This window comes from Paracoccus sp. R12_2, assembly GCF_017744015.1.
Taxonomy (GTDB): Bacteria; Pseudomonadota; Alphaproteobacteria; order Rhodobacterales; family Rhodobacteraceae; genus Paracoccus.
This window is the reverse complement of record NZ_JAGHRA010000009.1, coordinates 77,265-92,092: the sequence shown is the minus strand read 5'-3', so window position 1 is coordinate 92,092 and position 14,828 is coordinate 77,265. Positions and strand designations below refer to the sequence as shown.

19 protein-coding genes are annotated in these 14,828 nt (G+C 64.6%); 11 read left to right on the top strand and 8 right to left on the bottom strand.

Going from position 1 to position 14,828, the window contains the following annotated elements:
- The first annotated feature begins 128 nt into the window (after positions 1-128).
- The 6 genes from rpsA (at position 129) to trpB (ending at position 5,195) form a co-directional block, all read left to right on the top strand.
- The gene (rpsA, locus tag J7359_RS12240) at positions 129-1,808 is read left to right on the top strand and encodes a 30S ribosomal protein S1 (protein WP_209056975.1); all 1,680 of its coding nucleotides are present in this window, start codon (positions 129-131) and stop codon (positions 1,806-1,808) included.
- Between the two features lie 139 nt (positions 1,809-1,947).
- Positions 1,948-2,322, top strand: coding sequence for an integration host factor subunit beta (gene ihfB, locus J7359_RS12235; RefSeq protein WP_348524379.1), 375 nt, complete (start codon positions 1,948-1,950; stop codon positions 2,320-2,322).
- A 68-nt stretch (positions 2,323-2,390) separates the two neighbouring features.
- Positions 2,391-2,810 carry a LapA family protein gene (locus J7359_RS12230; protein ID WP_209056971.1) on the top strand — a complete coding sequence of 140 codons (420 nt, stop codon included), beginning with the start codon at positions 2,391-2,393 and terminating at the stop codon, positions 2,808-2,810.
- Positions 2,811-2,818: 8 nt separating this feature from the next.
- Complete coding sequence (locus tag J7359_RS12225) at positions 2,819-3,469, top strand: phosphoribosylanthranilate isomerase (RefSeq protein ID WP_209056969.1); 651 nt, start codon at positions 2,819-2,821, stop codon at positions 3,467-3,469.
- Between the two features lie 8 nt (positions 3,470-3,477).
- Entirely contained in the window at positions 3,478-3,921 is a 444-nt protein-coding gene (locus tag J7359_RS12220) for a GNAT family N-acetyltransferase (protein WP_209057053.1), read from the top strand.
- Positions 3,922-3,968: 47 nt separating this feature from the next.
- Complete coding sequence (gene trpB, locus J7359_RS12215) at positions 3,969-5,195, top strand: tryptophan synthase subunit beta (RefSeq protein ID WP_209056967.1); 1,227 nt, start codon at positions 3,969-3,971, stop codon at positions 5,193-5,195.
- 38 nt (positions 5,196-5,233) lie between these two features.
- Here trpB and J7359_RS12210 read toward each other — a convergent pair whose 3' ends face one another.
- Genes J7359_RS12210 through pth form a run of 3 tightly spaced genes read right to left on the bottom strand, consistent with a single transcriptional unit; the run spans position 5,234 to position 7,494 of the window.
- Positions 5,234-5,611, bottom strand: coding sequence for a DUF2237 domain-containing protein (locus J7359_RS12210; protein ID WP_209056965.1), 378 nt, complete (start codon positions 5,609-5,611; stop codon positions 5,234-5,236).
- Positions 5,612-5,638: 27 nt separating this feature from the next.
- Positions 5,639-6,757, bottom strand: coding sequence for a DUF2332 family protein (locus J7359_RS12205; RefSeq protein ID WP_209056964.1), 1,119 nt, complete (start codon positions 6,755-6,757; stop codon positions 5,639-5,641).
- Complete coding sequence (gene pth, locus J7359_RS12200; protein ID WP_209056963.1) at positions 6,754-7,494, bottom strand: aminoacyl-tRNA hydrolase; 741 nt, start codon at positions 7,492-7,494, stop codon at positions 6,754-6,756. The genes J7359_RS12205 and pth overlap by 4 nt, the downstream gene beginning before the upstream one ends.
- Positions 7,495-7,661: 167 nt before the next feature.
- On the opposite strand from pth, the gene J7359_RS12195 reads away from it, so the two are divergent.
- The 5 genes from J7359_RS12195 to J7359_RS12175 all read left to right on the top strand — a co-directional run bounded on the left by J7359_RS12195 (position 7,662) and on the right by J7359_RS12175 (position 11,089).
- Positions 7,662-8,294 carry an ATP-dependent Clp protease proteolytic subunit gene (locus tag J7359_RS12195; protein ID WP_209056962.1) on the top strand — a complete coding sequence of 211 codons (633 nt, stop codon included), beginning with the start codon at positions 7,662-7,664 and terminating at the stop codon, positions 8,292-8,294.
- 160 nt (positions 8,295-8,454) lie between these two features.
- Positions 8,455-9,720 (top strand): ATP-dependent Clp protease ATP-binding subunit ClpX, encoded by a 1,266-nt coding sequence (gene clpX, locus J7359_RS12190; RefSeq protein ID WP_209056961.1) that lies wholly within the window; start codon positions 8,455-8,457, stop codon positions 9,718-9,720.
- 161 nt (positions 9,721-9,881) lie between these two features.
- Entirely contained in the window at positions 9,882-10,256 is a 375-nt protein-coding gene (locus J7359_RS12185; RefSeq protein WP_209056960.1) for an NADH:ubiquinone oxidoreductase subunit NDUFA12, read from the top strand.
- Positions 10,257-10,739 carry an outer membrane lipid asymmetry maintenance protein MlaD gene (gene mlaD, locus J7359_RS12180; RefSeq protein ID WP_209056959.1) on the top strand — a complete coding sequence of 161 codons (483 nt, stop codon included), beginning with the start codon at positions 10,257-10,259 and terminating at the stop codon, positions 10,737-10,739.
- Positions 10,739-11,089: a DUF2155 domain-containing protein gene (locus tag J7359_RS12175; protein ID WP_209056958.1), complete on the top strand. Its 351-nt coding sequence runs from the start codon at positions 10,739-10,741 to the stop codon at positions 11,087-11,089. Before mlaD ends, J7359_RS12175 begins: the two co-directional genes overlap by 1 nt.
- Here the strand turns inward: J7359_RS12175 and aat are convergent.
- The 5 genes from aat to hisF all read right to left on the bottom strand — a co-directional run bounded on the left by aat (position 11,056) and on the right by hisF (position 14,752).
- Positions 11,056-11,685 (bottom strand): leucyl/phenylalanyl-tRNA--protein transferase, encoded by a 630-nt coding sequence (gene aat, locus J7359_RS12170; protein ID WP_209056956.1) that lies wholly within the window; start codon positions 11,683-11,685, stop codon positions 11,056-11,058. The two genes, J7359_RS12175 and aat, sit on opposite strands and share 34 nt — an antisense overlap.
- A 10-nt stretch (positions 11,686-11,695) precedes the next feature.
- Positions 11,696-13,042: an acetyl-CoA carboxylase biotin carboxylase subunit gene (gene accC / locus J7359_RS12165; protein ID WP_209056954.1), complete on the bottom strand. Its 1,347-nt coding sequence runs from the start codon at positions 13,040-13,042 to the stop codon at positions 11,696-11,698.
- Between the two features lie 7 nt (positions 13,043-13,049).
- A complete protein-coding gene (accB, locus tag J7359_RS12160) occupies positions 13,050-13,565 on the bottom strand; it encodes an acetyl-CoA carboxylase biotin carboxyl carrier protein (RefSeq protein ID WP_209056952.1) in 516 nt (171 codons plus the stop codon).
- A gap of 117 nt (positions 13,566-13,682) precedes the next feature.
- Positions 13,683-13,994: a phosphoribosyl-ATP diphosphatase gene (locus tag J7359_RS12155; RefSeq protein ID WP_209056951.1), complete on the bottom strand. Its 312-nt coding sequence runs from the start codon at positions 13,992-13,994 to the stop codon at positions 13,683-13,685.
- Positions 13,991-14,752 (bottom strand): imidazole glycerol phosphate synthase subunit HisF, encoded by a 762-nt coding sequence (gene hisF / locus J7359_RS12150; RefSeq protein WP_209056950.1) that lies wholly within the window; start codon positions 14,750-14,752, stop codon positions 13,991-13,993. The genes J7359_RS12155 and hisF overlap by 4 nt, the downstream gene beginning before the upstream one ends.
- Positions 14,753-14,828 lie beyond the last annotated feature (76 nt).

The window sequence follows — 14,828 nt, the reverse complement described above, 5'->3', positions numbered from 1 at the left end:
AACAGGCCACAGGAACATGGGTCGGGCGCTGCGCCGCGACCCTTTGTCGTTGCCGCGAGGGGCATCATACAGACCGGCGGAGCCAACCGTCAGGCCAGTCAAACAGACGTAAAGGAAACTGGATTTATATGTGCGCTAAAGCGACCATGGAGGAGTTCGAGGCCCTCCTGAATGAAAGCCTCGACATCGACACGCCCAACGAGGGCAGTGTCGTCAAGGGCCGCGTGATCGCCATCGAGGCGGGTCAGGCCATCATCGATGTCGGCTACAAGATGGAAGGCCGCGTCGATCTGAAGGAATTCGCGAATCCCGGCGAAGACTCCAAGCTGGTCGTCGGCGACGAGGTCGAGGTTTATCTGGACCGCGTCGAGAATGCCCGTGGCGAAGCATCGATCAGCCGCGAAAAGGCCCGCCGCGAGGAAGCCTGGGATCGTCTTGAAAAAGCCTATGCCGATGAAGAGCGCGTCGAAGGCGCCATCTTCGGTCGCGTCAAGGGCGGCTTCACCGTCGATCTGGGCGGTGCCGTGGCCTTCCTGCCCGGTTCGCAGGTCGATGTGCGCCCCGTGCGCGACGCCGGCCCGCTGATGGGTCTGAAGCAGCCGTTCCAGATCCTGAAAATGGATCGTCGCCGCGGCAATATCGTCGTGTCGCGCCGCGCCATCCTGGAAGAGAGCCGCGCCGAACAGCGCGCCGAGGTCATCGCCAACCTGACCGAAGGCCAGACCGTCGATGGTGTCGTCAAGAACATCACCGAATACGGTGCCTTCGTGGATCTGGGCGGTGTTGACGGCCTGCTGCACGTCACCGATATGGCGTGGCGCCGCGTGAACCACCCGTCCGAGATCCTGTCGATCGGCGAGACCGTCAAGGTGCAGGTCATCAAGATCAACAAGGACAGCCACCGCATCAGCCTTGGCATGAAGCAGCTGCAGGACGATCCGTGGGATACCGTCACGCAGAAATTCCCGCTTGGCAGCGTCCATAACGGCCGCGTGACCAACATCACCGATTACGGCGCGTTCGTCGAACTGGAAGCCGGTGTCGAGGGTCTGGTCCACGTCTCGGAGATGAGCTGGACCAAGAAGAACGTCCATCCGGGCAAGATCGTGTCGACCTCGCAGGAAGTCGATGTGATGGTTCTGGAAATCGACGAAGCCAAGCGCCGCGTGTCGCTGGGTCTGAAACAGACCATGCGCAACCCGTGGGAAGTCTTTGCCGAAACCCACCCGTCGGGCACCGTCATCGAGGGCGAAGTCAAGAACATCACCGAATTCGGTCTGTTCGTCGGCCTGGAAGGCGATATCGACGGCATGGTTCACCTGTCCGACATTTCGTGGGACACGCGTGGCGAGGATGCGATCCAGGATTTCCGCAAGGGCGACATGGTCAAGGCCGTCGTCCAGGACGTGGATGTCGATAAAGAGCGTATCTCGCTGTCGATCAAGGCGCTGGAAAACGAGCACATGGCCGAAGCCGTTGACGGCGTGAAGCGTGGCTCGATCGTGACCGTCGAGGTTTCCGCGATCGAGGATGGCGGGATCGAGGTGGAATATAACGGCGTCAAGTCGTTCATCCGCCGTTCGGATCTTGCCCGCGACCGTCAGGACCAGCGCCCCGAGCGTTTCCAGGTCGGTGACAAGGTCGATGCGCGCGTGACCAATATCGACACCAAGACCCGCCGTCTGGGCCTGTCGATCAAGGCGCGCGAGATCGCCGAAGAGAAAGAGGCGATCGACCAGTATGGCAGCTCGGATTCGGGTGCGTCGCTGGGTGATATCCTTGGTGCTGCGCTGAACCGCAACAACTGATCGCGACCCCGTCGCAGCGATTCGGCCCGCCCCCGGCAAGATCGGGGGCGGGCCTTTTTTCGTGTGAAAGGCGGGGTATGCGCCCTGCAAGTGTCTTGCGCGATCCGCATAAAGCTGGCATCGCTATGAAACTGAAGAATTGTTTGATGCGTTGCTGGTTCAGAGGCCCGCAACCTCAGTCGGGCTCGGGCGTCACGAATCCAATCGCCGTGTCCAGGGGAGGACCAGAATGATCCGTTCCGAACTGATCCAGAAAATCGCCGACGACAATCCGCATCTGTTCCGACGCGACGTCGAACGCATCGTGAACACCGTATTCGACGAGATTATCGATGCGATGGCCCGCGGCAATCGGGTCGAGTTGCGCGGTTTCGGGGCATTTTCGGTCAAACGCCGCGATGCACGCACCGGGCGCAACCCGCGCACCGGCCACGCCGTCGATGTCGAGGAAAAGCACGTTCCCTTCTTCAAGACCGGCAAATTGCTGCGTGATCGGTTGAACGGCGACGCCTGACCGGCGTAGAAGGAAGCAGTCGCCCGCAGGTTCCGGCCCGAGCGGGCCCGCCAGTTCAAGGAATTCCGATGCGTTTCATCCGTCTTCTGTTTCTCGCTCTTCTGGCTGTCGTGCTTGTCGCGGTGGCGTTGGCAAATCGCGATATCGTGACGCTTTCTGCCTTTCCGGCCAATTTCGGGCAGTATCTGGGCGGGCGCTGGTCCGTCGATCTGCCGCTGTTCATGGTGATTTTCCTGGCCTTTGCGGTCGGCATGCTGGCTGGTCTGGTCTGGGAGTATCTGCGCGAGGCACATATCCGGCGCCAAGCCCGCCAGCGCAGCGCCGAGATCGCGCGGCTCGAATCCGAGGTTGGTCACCTGCGCCGCAATCATGCCGCGCCGCGCGACGAAATCCTGGCGATCGTCGACAGGCCGAAATCCGCGCCCGCTGCGCGTCCGGTCGCCTCGGCCGAACCCGCACCCGGCACGACCCTGCCCAGCCCACGCTGAGGGCGGGGATGGCGCAGGTCAAGATCTGCGGACTTCGCGACCCCGCGCATGTGGCGACGGCGGTGAAGGGGGGCGCGCGCTATATCGGTTTCGTGTTCTTCCCGCGCTCGCCGCGCGCCGTGACGCCCGATACGGCAAGGACACTTGGCGCGGATCTGCCGCCCGGGGTCGCCAGGGTGGGACTGTTCGTGAACCCTGATGACGCGCTGCTGGACACCACGCTGGCTCTCGCGCCGCTGGACCTGATCCAGCTGCACGGGCACGAGACGCCCGATCGCGTTGACGCGGTGAAGCGTCTGACCGGCCTGCCGGTGATGAAGGCGGTGGGCGTTTCCGGGCCTGACGACCTTCCTGCGCTGACCGAATACGGTCTTGCGGCGGACATGCTGCTGGTCGATGCCAAACCGCCCGCCGATGCGGCGCTGCCGGGGGGCAACGGGCTTTCCTTCGACTGGCGGCTTCTTGTCGGTCGCCGCTGGCTGAGGCCATGGATGCTGGCGGGTGGTCTGACCCCCGACAATGTCGCCGAGGCGATCCGGCTGACCGGGGCGCCGGTCGTCGATGTCAGTTCCGGCGTCGAGACGGCGCCCGGCATCAAGGATGACGGGCTGATCCGCGATTTCATCGCCGCCGCATCTGCGCCCCGGTCGGAACGTTGACGGCAGAATTGCCTGTTTTCCGGGGCGCGACGCGCGCCGACGTGCCAGCGGTCTGCGACCTGCTGTCGGATGATGTGCTGGGCCGCACCCGCGAGGGCGCGGCACCCGTGCATTATCTTGCGGCGTTCGATGCCATGCAGGCCGAAGGGCAGAACCATCTGATCGTCGCCGAGGCGCAGGGCCGGATCGTCGCCTGCTACCAGATCACCTTCATCTCGGGATTGTCGTTGTCGGCCGCGCGCCGCGCCCAGATCGAAGGCGTCCGCGTTGCATCGGACCATCGTGGACATGGCCTGGGCGAGGCGCTGATCCGCGACGCCGAAGCCCGCGCCCGTGCGGCGGGTTGCGCCCTGATGCAATTCACCACCAACCGGTCGCGGGAAGACGCGCATCGCTTCTATGACCGCATGGGCTTCACCCCAAGCCATATCGGCTATAAGAAACCTCTTTAGGCTTCTTCTTTGCCTGAAATACCCATTCCAACCGCGAAGGCAGACCCATGGCCGATGATCTGGTGAACAGCTTCAAGCATGGCCCCGACGAACAGGGCCGTTTCGGCATCTATGGCGGCCGCTTTGTCAGCGAAACGCTGATGCCGCTGATCCTGGAACTTGAAGCCGAGTACGAACGCGCCAAGACCGATGCGGATTTCTGGGCCGAGATGGACGATCTGTGGACCCATTATGTCGGTCGTCCCAGCCCGCTCTATCATGCCGAGCGCCTGTCCGAACGCCTGGGTGGCGCCAGGATCTACATGAAGCGGGACGAGCTGAACCATACCGGCGCCCACAAGATCAACAACGTCCTGGGCCAGATCCTGCTGGCCCGCCGCATGGGCAAGACCCGGATCATCGCGGAAACCGGCGCGGGGCAGCACGGCGTCGCGACGGCCACGGTCTGCGCCCGCTTCGGGCTGAAATGCGTGGTCTATATGGGCGCGCATGACGTTGAACGTCAGGCCCCGAACGTGTTCCGCATGCGCCTGCTGGGGGCCGATGTGGTGCCCGTCACCAGCGGTCGCGGCACGCTGAAGGATGCGATGAACGATGCGCTGCGTGACTGGGTCACCAATGTGCGCGACACGTTCTACTGCATCGGCACGGTCGCGGGCCCGCATCCCTATCCGGCGATGGTCCGCGATTTCCAGTCGATCATCGGCAAGGAGGTCAAGGAACAGATCATGCCGCGCGAGGGTCGGCTGCCCGACACGATCGTCGCGGCGATTGGTGGCGGATCGAACGCGATGGGATTGTTCTACCCGTTCCTTGACGACAAGGATGTCCGCATCATCGGCGTCGAGGCCGGTGGCAAGGGCGTCGATGACCGCATGGAACACTGCGCCAGCCTGTCGGGCGGACGCGCCGGGGTCCTGCACGGCAACCGCACCTATCTGCTGCAGGACAAGGACGGCCAGATCCTGGAAGGGCATTCGATCAGCGCCGGTCTGGACTATCCGGGCATCGGACCCGAGCATGCATGGCTGAAGGATATGGGCCGGGCGGAATATGTCAGCATCACCGATGACGAGGCGCTGAAGGCGTTCCAGCTGTGCTGCGAGACCGAAGGCATCATTCCGGCGCTGGAGCCCAGCCACGCGCTGGCCCATGTGATGAAGATCGCGCCGGACCTGCCTGCCGACCACATCATCGTGATGAATATGTGCGGACGCGGCGACAAGGACATCTTCACCGTCGCCAAGCATCTGGGCGTCGATATCCAGACCTGAGATGCGCCTCTGGCGGCCTGCGGATCGCGGGCCGCCTTTCACCCCTGTGGGTCGGCCACCGCGTGGGCGCGCAGCAGTTCAAGCGGCAGGATGTCAAGCGCCGCCACATGGGTCGCCTCAAGCACGACTTTCGGTGCCGCCAGTTCCTGCGCGGCCTGCATGAAGCGTGCGGCGCACAGGCGCCAGCGGTCTCCGGGTTTCAGGCCGGGAAAGCGGAATTCCGGCCGCGGCGTGCTGAGGTCGTTGCCCAGATACGCAGACATCGCCAGAAACTCTGCGGTGACGATGACGCAGACCGTGTGGCTTCCGGCGTCTTCGGGGCCGGTATCGCAGCAACCGTTGCGATAGAACCCTGTCACAGGGTCCTTCGAACAGGGTTGCAGCACCCCGCCCATGACGTTCAGCGATGGCTCCATCGGTGCCTCCTCGTGTTGATCACAAGGCTAGCGGTCCGCGCGCCCCTCGCCAAGCCCCTCGGTCGCGACGGGGTTCCAGCGGACCCATCGTCCGTGGAAATCGCCGCGGCCCAGATGCCAGCCGCGCGCGTGCCCGTCCCAAATCCGCAGCGTCAAAGCCGCACCCTCGCCGCCATCGGCCTCCATCGCGAAATGCGCGACGGGCGCGGTGGCATCGGCCGCGGCTGCAGCCCCTTGCAACGCGGCTTCGCAGGCGGCCTGCGTCGATTGCGGGAAATACTGCGCGGCGACCGTGTGATAGACCAGCGTCAGCCGTCCCGGCGCCGGGCGGGACAGACGATCCTGCAACCAGCCTGCCGCGTCGCCTGCCGCGACACGCGGGGGGTGGGCGCGCGCAAGGGCCAATGCCGCCCGCAGCCGGGCCAGGCGCGCATCCTGATCGGCCCAGCAATAGGCCATCAGTCGCAGCGCGTCGGTGATCGGGTCGATCGGCCGAAGATCGACGCCCTCGGCGTCGATCACATCGACATCGCCGGTTGGCGCGTCGCCGTGCCAGTCAGGGCGCAGGAACACCTGATCGGGGCGATCGTCGTGTCCGGATACGCCGATGGGGTCGCCGTCAGGTGATGACGGCGCCCTTTTGGACAGGTCGGCGGGAACCGGTGACAGATGGTAAAGCCCGAAATTGAGGTTCAACCCGGCCGAGGCCCCCAATTCCAGCGCCCGGATCGGCAGTCTGCAAAAGGTCTTCAGAAACCGGGCCGCCGCGATGATCGCTGCTGACCGTGCGACCTCGTTCGTCTGTGGCGGGCTGTCCAGCCAGTCCAGAACGGTGTCTTCATGAGTCAGAAGCGCGGCAAGAACTGCCGTCTGATCAACGACGCGTGCGCGATAGGTCGCGGCCAGCGCCGGGTCGGCGCCGGTCAGAACCAGCGCATGCAGCGCGCCGCACAGCCGCAGCGGAACCGAATCCGCCCGGCTGGTCGGATCGCCGGCCCAGCCCAGAACGCGGGCCGCGACCCGGCCGTGATCGGCGTCCAGGATCCGTGCCAGCGACGCACACAGCGCGGCGGTGAACGGGGATCCCAGCGCGGCACAGGATCGCGCCTGATCGCGAAACGCGTCGCGAACCGGCTGATCACTCACTTGAAACGCTCGGTCAGGGCGCGCAGCCGGTCGGCGAAGCTGGCTGGCGGTTCGGCAGAAGGGGCGGCAGGTGCCGCCGCTGGCTTGGGGGACGGGGCCTTGCGTGGCGCGTCCGGGCCGGGGCCAGTCCTGTCGTCGTTACCGGCGGCATGTCCGGTGCCGCTGCGGGGCGGCGCGGTGCGTTGGGCGACCGCGTTCTGAAAGCGGCCGGCATCGCCTGCGGCCAATGCGGCCGCGCCGTCGGAAATGCCGCGCAGCAGGTCGTCCAGCCAGTCCTGATCGGCCTTGGCAAAATCCGACAGCACATAACCCGCGACCCGGTCCTTGTGTCCGGGATGTCCGATCCCCAGTCGAACCCGCGCATAGTCGGCGCCGATGTGCTGATGGATCGACCGCAGCCCGTTGTGTCCGGCATGTCCGCCGCCCTGCTTCACGCGGCACTTGCCGGGTATCAGGTCCAGTTCGTCATGCAGAACGATCACGTCGCCGGGCGTCAGCTTCAGATAGCGCATCGCCTCGCCGACGGCTTGTCCGGACAGGTTCATGAAGGTCTGCGGCTTCAGCAAGGTGACGCGCGTCTCGCCCAGACGACCCTCGGCGGCAAGGCCCTGGAACCGGGACTTCCATGGTCCCAGCCCGTGGTCCTCGGCCACGCGATCCAGCGCCATGAAGCCGATATTGTGCCGGTTCGCGGCGTATTTCGCGCCCGGATTGCCCAGGCCCACGATCAGTTTCATGCCCGTCTCCTGCCGTCATGCCAGACATATGGCTTTCGTCGAATTTCGTTCCATCCCTTGCGGCGGACCTTGCCGGTTACTAAGACTCTGTCAACCTTTCGCGGCTAAGAGATGGGATCAAGCCCGGTCGAATCGCGGCACCAAGGGACAACAGGCAAGGACAGAACATGAGCGATCCGGCAGAATTCTACATGAACACCCTCGTGCCCATGGTGGTGGAACAGACCTCGCGGGGCGAGCGTGCCTATGACATCTTCTCACGACTGCTGAAGGAACGGATCATCTTCGTTTCGGGGCCGGTCCATGACGGCATGTCCACGCTGATCTGTGCGCAGCTTCTGTTCCTTGAGGCGGAAAACCCCTCGAAGGACATCAGCATGTATATCAACAGCCCCGGCGGTGTGGTGACCTCGGGCCTGTCGATCTATGACACGATGCAGTATATTCGCCCGCGCGTCTCGACGCTGGTGGTGGGGCAGGCGGCCTCGATGGGATCGCTGCTGCTGGCCGCGGGAGAACCGGGGCTGCGCCATTCGCTGCCCAACAGCCGGGTCATGGTCCACCAGCCCTCGGGTGGTTATCAGGGCCAGGCGACCGATATCCTGATCCACGCCCGCGAGACCGAGAAGCTGAAGCGCCGCCTGAACGAGATCTATGTGAAACATACCGGCAAATCGCTGGAAGAGGTCGAAGAGGCGTTGGAGCGGGATCGCTTCATGTCGCCCGACGAGGCGAAGGAATGGGGCCTGATCGACGAGGTTCTGGAGCCGCGCGGCAAGGCCGAACCCGAGAAGAAATAGCCTTTATGGGGATTGTGACGCGGCGACGTCACCCCTAACATGGCGCGAATTCACCGTGGCGATCCCGACGGACGCCCGGAAGATCACCGAAGCGGTGCGCGGAAGGGAAACCGGCATCGCCCGCGGGTCGGCAGACCGGCGGCAAGCAAGGAAGTGGACGATGGCGAACCAGTCCGGCGGCGACAGCAAGAACACGCTTTACTGCAGTTTCTGCGGCAAGAGCCAGCACGAGGTACGCAAGCTGATTGCGGGCCCGACCGTGTTCATCTGCGATGAATGCGTCGAGCTGTGCATGGACATCATCCGCGAGGAAACCAAGTCCACGGGTCTGAAATCCGGTGAAGGCGTGCCGACACCGCGCGAGATCTGTCAGGTTCTTGACGACTATGTGATCGGGCAGGAACACGCCAAGCGCGTCCTGTCGGTCGCCGTTCATAACCACTACAAGCGTCTGAACCACGCATCGAAGGCCGATATCGAACTGGCCAAGTCGAACATCCTGCTGATCGGCCCGACCGGCTGCGGCAAGACGCTGCTGGCGCAGACCCTGGCGCGCATCCTGGATGTGCCCTTCACGATGGCCGACGCAACGACGCTGACCGAGGCCGGGTATGTCGGCGAGGATGTCGAGAACATCATCCTGAAGCTGCTGCAGGCCAGCGAATACAACGTCGAACGCGCGCAGCGCGGCATCGTCTATATCGACGAGGTCGACAAGATCACCCGCAAGTCCGACAACCCGTCGATCACCCGCGACGTGTCGGGCGAGGGGGTGCAGCAGGCCCTGCTTAAGATCATGGAAGGAACCGTCGCCAGCGTTCCGCCGCAGGGCGGTCGCAAGCACCCGCAGCAGGAATTCCTGCAGGTGGACACGACCAACATCCTGTTCATCTGTGGCGGTGCCTTCGCGGGGCTGGACCGGATCATCTCGCAGCGCAACAAGGGCACGGCGATCGGCTTTGGCGCGACCGTCAAGGACAATGACGAACGCGGCGTCGGCGAGGTGTTCAAGGAACTGGAGCCCGAGGATCTGCTGAAATTCGGCCTGATCCCGGAATTCGTCGGCCGTCTGCCGGTGATCGCGACGCTGACCGATCTGGACGAGGAAGCGCTGATCATCATCCTGACCAAGCCGAAGAACGCCTTGGTCAAGCAGTATCAGCGCCTGTTCGATCTGGAAGGCGTGCAGCTGACCTTCACCGACGACGCACTGAACGCGATCGCCAAGCGGGCCATCTCGCGCAAGACTGGTGCGCGCGGTCTGCGCTCGATCATGGAGGACATCCTTCTGGACACGATGTTCGATCTGCCGGGCATGGACAGCGTCGAGGAAGTCGTGGTGAACGAGGATGCGGTCGACAACGCCTCGGTCAAGCCGCTGCTGATTCACGCGGATCAGAAAAAGGAAAGCGCGTCGGCCGGTTGACGAACCGGTCGCGCGGCGCATCCGGGCGACGCGCGATGCGCGTGACCTGAAACGGTTGCCGCATTCCCAAGGATGGTTGGTTCGCGATGCCGCCAAGGCTGGACCTTCCATGGAAGTTGCGCCATATCTCGGACAGTGCTTGAAGGAAGAGGTTCACAGCCATGTCGTTTCTGCTTCGCGCCCTGACCTGGTGGAACAGCCAGACCATAAACACGCAGGTCTGGACCTGGCGGAACGGCACCAAGGTCGGCGAGGATGATCAGGGCAACATCTTCTACCAGAACAAGGACGGTTCGCGCCGCTGGGTGATCTTCAAGGGCGAATCCGAGGCAAGCCGGGTCAGCCCGGACTGGCACGGCTGGCTGCACCACACCTGGGATCAGCCGCCGACCAGCGCGCCGCTGGCCCGCAAGCCGTGGGAACAGCCGCATGTGCCGAACATGACCGGCACGCCCGCAGCCTATCATCCCGAAGGGTCGCTTTACCGTGCCGATCCGGTTGCGCGCAAAGACTATGATGCGTGGCAACCCGAATAGATGACGACTGCGGCCGAGCATCGCGCCGAACAGCGGGCAGAACTGCTTGCCGGGTTCGCCGTTCTTGTCGTTGCGGCAGGGTTCATCGCCTGGGCACTTGGCGGCGATCTGTTGCCGGGAAGGGCCGGCTATGATGTGACCGCCTCGTTTCCCGATGTCGATGGTGTCGCGGCGGGAACCGAAGTGCGGCTGGCCGGGGTCAAGATCGGCCGCGTCGCGTCCGTGTCGCTGAACCCGCAGACCTACATGGCCGACGCCACGCTGCGTATCCCTAATGAGATCGTGCTGCCCGCTGACAGCGCCGCGATCATCCAGTCCGACGGGCTGCTTGGCGGTGCCTATATCCAGATCCAGCCGGGCGGCAGTCTGGACAATCTCGCACCCGGTGACGAGATCGAGGATGTGCAGGGGGCGGTCAGCCTGATCCAGCTGATGATGAAGTTCGTCGACAGCCAATCCCAGGACGAAGGGGCCGCGCCTTGATGATCCGGGCGCTGATGATCGCGTTGCTGATCGGGACACCCGCGGGCGCACAGGACGTGGCGCGCGCCGGCGGCGCGTTGCTGCGGGTTCTGGACAAGGTCTCGGGCCGAACCGCCGATCTTGAACTGCAGGTCGGCGATGCGGTGCGTCACGGCCGGCTTGAGGTCAGGCTGGGCGAATGCCGCTATCCGGCAAGCGATCCAAGCTCGGACGCTTTTGCGCAGCTGACCATCGCCGATCTGTCCCAGAACGTCACCCTGTTCAGCGGCTGGATGATCGCCAGCTCGCCCGCGTTGTCCGCGCTGGACGATGCGCGCTATGACGTCTGGGTGATTTCCTGCCAAAGCTGACGGTCGCTCAGGATCGGGGCGGCATTGAAATCCGCACGATGTCTCAGCGCCTCTGACAGCCTTCGATGATAGACGGCACGGGGTATTTCGATCCCGCCCATGCGTGCCAGATGCGGCGTCAGGAACTGGGTGTCGAACAGGCTGAACCCGCAACGCGACAGGTGCGATGACATCCACAGCAGGGCCATCTTCGATCCGTTGGTCCGTGCCGAAACCATCGATTCCCCGAAAAACGCGCCGCCCAGTGTGACGCCGAAGATGCCGCCCGCGAATTGACCGTCATAGCGGACTTCCAGCGCATGGGCGTGGCCGCCCCTGTGGATGTCGCGATACAGCCGGACCAGCGGCGCATTGATCCAGGTCACGTCGCGTGCCGCGCAGGCGGCCACCATCGCGTCGAAATCGCCATCCGGATGCGCGGACCAGCCGCCACGACGCAATTCGCGTCGCAGCGAACGCGAGGCATGAACGCCGCCCACCGGCAATACGCCCCGCATCGGCGGATCGAACCAGTAAAGACGTGGATCATCCGCGCTTTCGGCCATCGGAAAGACCCCGCGCGCATAGCCCGACAGCAGTTGCGCGGCGGTCAGCATCCGGCCCGCGTCAGCCGAATTGCTTTTCCAGCCAGCGTTCCAGCCAGTGGATCGAATAGGCGCCGGACTGGATGTCGGGTTCCTGCAGCAGGGCGCGGAACAGCGGCATCGTCGTGTCGACGCCGTCCACAATCATTTCGCCCAGGGCACGGTCAAGACGGGCAAGGGCCTCGGTCCGGTCCCGGCCATGAACGATCAGCTTGCCGATCAGGCTGTCGTAATAGGGCGGGATGGAATAGCCCTGATAGAGGGCGGAATCCACGCGCACGCCCAGCCCGCCCGGTGCATGATACTGCGTGATCTTGCCCGGACAGGGGCTGAAGGCGGGCAGTTTCTCGGCATTGATGCGGACTTCGATGGCGTGGCCGCGGATCGACAGGCTGTCCTGTTCGAACTCCATTTCCTCGCCCGCCGCGACACGGATCTGCTGGCGGACCAGATCGACACCGAAAATGGCTTCGGTGACCGGATGTTCGACCTGCAGGCGGGTGTTCATCTCGATGAAATAGAACTCTCCGTCCTCGAACAGGAATTCGATCGTGCCGGCGCCGGCATAGCCGATCTTGGCGACCGCGTCGGCGCAGACCTTGCCGATCCGCGCGCGTTGTTCGTCGGTGATCGCGGGGCCGGGGGCCTCTTCCAGAACCTTTTGGTGGCGGCGCTGCAGCGAACAGTCCCGTTCGCCCAGATGCACCGCGCGGCCCTTGCCGTCGCCGAACACCTGGATTTCGATATGGCGCGGCCTTTGAAGATATTTCTCGATATAGACATCGGGGTTACCGAATGCGGCCTTGGCCTCGGCGCGGGCGGTGCGGAACGCGGACTCGAGGCCCTTTTCGTCCTGCGCCACCTTCATGCCGCGCCCGCCGCCGCCGGCGGTGGCCTTGATGATCACCGGATAGCCGATCTGCGCCGCGACCGTCTTGGCGGTGTCCATGTCATCGACGCCGCCATCGCTGCCCGGTACGCAGGGCACGCCAAGCGCTTTCATGGTGTCCTTGGCGGTGATCTTGTCGCCCATGATGCGGATATGTTCGGCACGCGGACCGATGAAGGTCAGGTCGTGATCCTCGACCATCTGCACAAAGGCGGCGTTCTCGGACAGGAAACCATAGCCGGGATGGATGGCCTGCGCGCCGGTGATCTCGCAGGCCGAGATGATCGCGGGCATCGAGAGATAGCTGGCCGAAGATGGGGCGGGGCCGATGCACACGGATTCGTCGGCCATGCGCACATGCATCGCGTCCGCGTCTGCCGTGGAATGGACCGCGACCGAGGCGATGCCCATTTCGCGGCAGGCGCGGATCACGCGCAGGGCGATCTCGCCCCGGTTGGCGATCAGGATCTTGTCGAACATCAGGCCCTCACTCGACGACCATCAGGGGGGCGCCGAACTCGACCGGGCTGCCGTCATCGACCAGGATCCGCTTGACGGTGCCCGCGCGCGGCGAGGGGATGTGGTTCATGGTCTTCATCGCCTCGACGATCATCAACGTCTCGCCCTCGGCCACGCTCTGACCGATCTGGACGAAGGCTGCCGCGCCGGGTTCGGGCGACAGATAGGCCGTGCCGACCATCGGCGATGTGACCGCGCCGGGCAGGCTGGCCGGATCTTCGCTGACGCCGGCGGGGGCCGGGGTGGATGAGGCTGCGGAAGCGGGGTGCGGTGCTGCGGCGGGTGCGGGTGCCGCGGCGGGTGCGCTTGCATAGGTGACCTGCTTGCCGTGCTTCGACAGGCTGACGGTCAGCCGGTCGTGTTCGCCGTATTCGCGCTTGACCGAGATCTCGCTCAACTCGCTGGCGTTCAGCAATTCGGCCAGCGACTGGATGAAGGCCACGTCGCCTTCGTGATGCGTGCCGTTGTCGGAATCGTTGCTCATGCCGTCCTCTGCCGTGTTCTGGTGCCGCCATTTGTCGCATTCGCGGCGGTTCGGTCGCTTATAGCCCCGGAAAGTGGTCAAGGGGAAGGGATTCGCGTCAGAGAGGATTCGCCCCGGCTACTTTCTTGCCGCCTTCTCGGTGATCCCCGAAACGCCTTCCCGCCGCGCAAGCTCTGCCTCGACATCGGCAAGCGTCAGGTCGCGGGCGGCCAGCATGACCAGCAGGTGATACAGCACGTCGGCGGCTTCCGAGGTCAGGCGCTGACGATCGCCCCTGACGGCTTCGATGATTGCCTCGATCGATTCCTCGCCGAACTTCTCGGCGCATTTTTCGGGGCCGGTTGCCAGCAGCTTCGCGGTCCAGCTGCCGTCGGGATCGGCGGTCCTGCGGGCCGCAATCGTGTCTGACAGGCGTTGCAGGGCGGTCATGTCAGCCTCATCGGGATGCCGGCGGCGGCCATGTGGGCCTTGGCCTCGGCGATGGTGAAGGTGCCGAAATGGAAGATCGAGGCGGCCAGCACGGCGCTGGCATGGCCTTCGGTCACGCCCTCGACCAGGTGATCCAGCGTGCCGACCCCGCCCGAGGCGATGACCGGCACGTTCACGGCATCCGCGATGGCGCGCGTCAGCGGCAGGTTGAACCCCGCGCGTGTGCCGTCGCGGTCCATGCTGGTCAGCAGGATTTCGCCCGCGCCCTTCGCCGCCACCGTTCGGGCGAATTCGACGGCGTCGATGCCGGTCGGCTTGCGTCCGCCATGGGTGAAGATCTCCCACCGGCCGTCGGCGACGGTCTTGGCGTCGATCGCGCAGACGATGCACTGGCTGCCGAAGCGGTCGGCGGCGGCGGCCACGACATCCGGATCGGCGACGGCGGCCGAATTGAAGCTGACCTTGTCGGCGCCGGCCAGCAGCAGGGCGCGGACATCGTGGTGGGTGCGTACGCCGCCGCCCACCGTCAGCGGCACGAAACACTGTTCGGCGGTGCGGGTGACCAGATCGAACATCGTGCCACGGTTCTCATGGGTGGCGTGAATGTCCAGAAAGCAGATTTCGTCCGCGCCGGCGGCGTCATAGGCCCTTGCCGCCTCGACGGGGTCGCCGGCGTCGATCAGATCGACGAAATTCACGCCTTTCACGACGCGGCCGTCCGCCACGTCCAGGCACGGGATGATCCGGGTTTTCAGCATGCGTCTGGTTGCCCTTGCTGCGGTCGCGCCGGTTCTAGTTCGAAAATTCCTCGCCGACCAGAGCCGTGATGAGGCG

Bases quoted from the DNA above. Each gene is read 5' to 3' on its own strand.
- rpsA (WP_209056975.1), top strand. From the start codon at position 129: ATGTGCGCTAAAGCGACCATGGAGGAGTTCGAGGCCCTCCTGAATGAA.
- J7359_RS12230 (WP_209056971.1), top strand. From the start codon at position 2,391: ATGCGTTTCATCCGTCTTCTGTTTCTCGCTCTTCTGGCTGTCGTGCTT.
- J7359_RS12225 (WP_209056969.1), top strand. From the start codon at position 2,819: ATGGCGCAGGTCAAGATCTGCGGACTTCGCGACCCCGCGCATGTGGCG.
- trpB (WP_209056967.1), top strand. From the start codon at position 3,969: ATGGCCGATGATCTGGTGAACAGCTTCAAGCATGGCCCCGACGAACAG.
- J7359_RS12210 (WP_209056965.1), bottom strand. From the start codon at position 5,611: ATGGAGCCATCGCTGAACGTCATGGGCGGGGTGCTGCAACCCTGTTCG.
- pth (WP_209056963.1), bottom strand. From the start codon at position 7,494: ATGAAACTGATCGTGGGCCTGGGCAATCCGGGCGCGAAATACGCCGCG.
- J7359_RS12195 (WP_209056962.1), top strand. From the start codon at position 7,662: ATGAGCGATCCGGCAGAATTCTACATGAACACCCTCGTGCCCATGGTG.
- clpX (WP_209056961.1), top strand. From the start codon at position 8,455: ATGGCGAACCAGTCCGGCGGCGACAGCAAGAACACGCTTTACTGCAGT.
- J7359_RS12185 (WP_209056960.1), top strand. From the start codon at position 9,882: ATGTCGTTTCTGCTTCGCGCCCTGACCTGGTGGAACAGCCAGACCATA.
- mlaD (WP_209056959.1), top strand. From the start codon at position 10,257: ATGACGACTGCGGCCGAGCATCGCGCCGAACAGCGGGCAGAACTGCTT.
- J7359_RS12175 (WP_209056958.1), top strand. From the start codon at position 10,739: ATGATCCGGGCGCTGATGATCGCGTTGCTGATCGGGACACCCGCGGGC.
- aat (WP_209056956.1), bottom strand. From the start codon at position 11,685: ATGCTGACCGCCGCGCAACTGCTGTCGGGCTATGCGCGCGGGGTCTTT.
- accC (WP_209056954.1), bottom strand. From the start codon at position 13,042: ATGTTCGACAAGATCCTGATCGCCAACCGGGGCGAGATCGCCCTGCGC.
- accB (WP_209056952.1), bottom strand. From the start codon at position 13,565: ATGAGCAACGATTCCGACAACGGCACGCATCACGAAGGCGACGTGGCC.
- J7359_RS12155 (WP_209056951.1), bottom strand. From the start codon at position 13,994: ATGACCGCCCTGCAACGCCTGTCAGACACGATTGCGGCCCGCAGGACC.
- hisF (WP_209056950.1), bottom strand. From the start codon at position 14,752: ATGCTGAAAACCCGGATCATCCCGTGCCTGGACGTGGCGGACGGCCGC.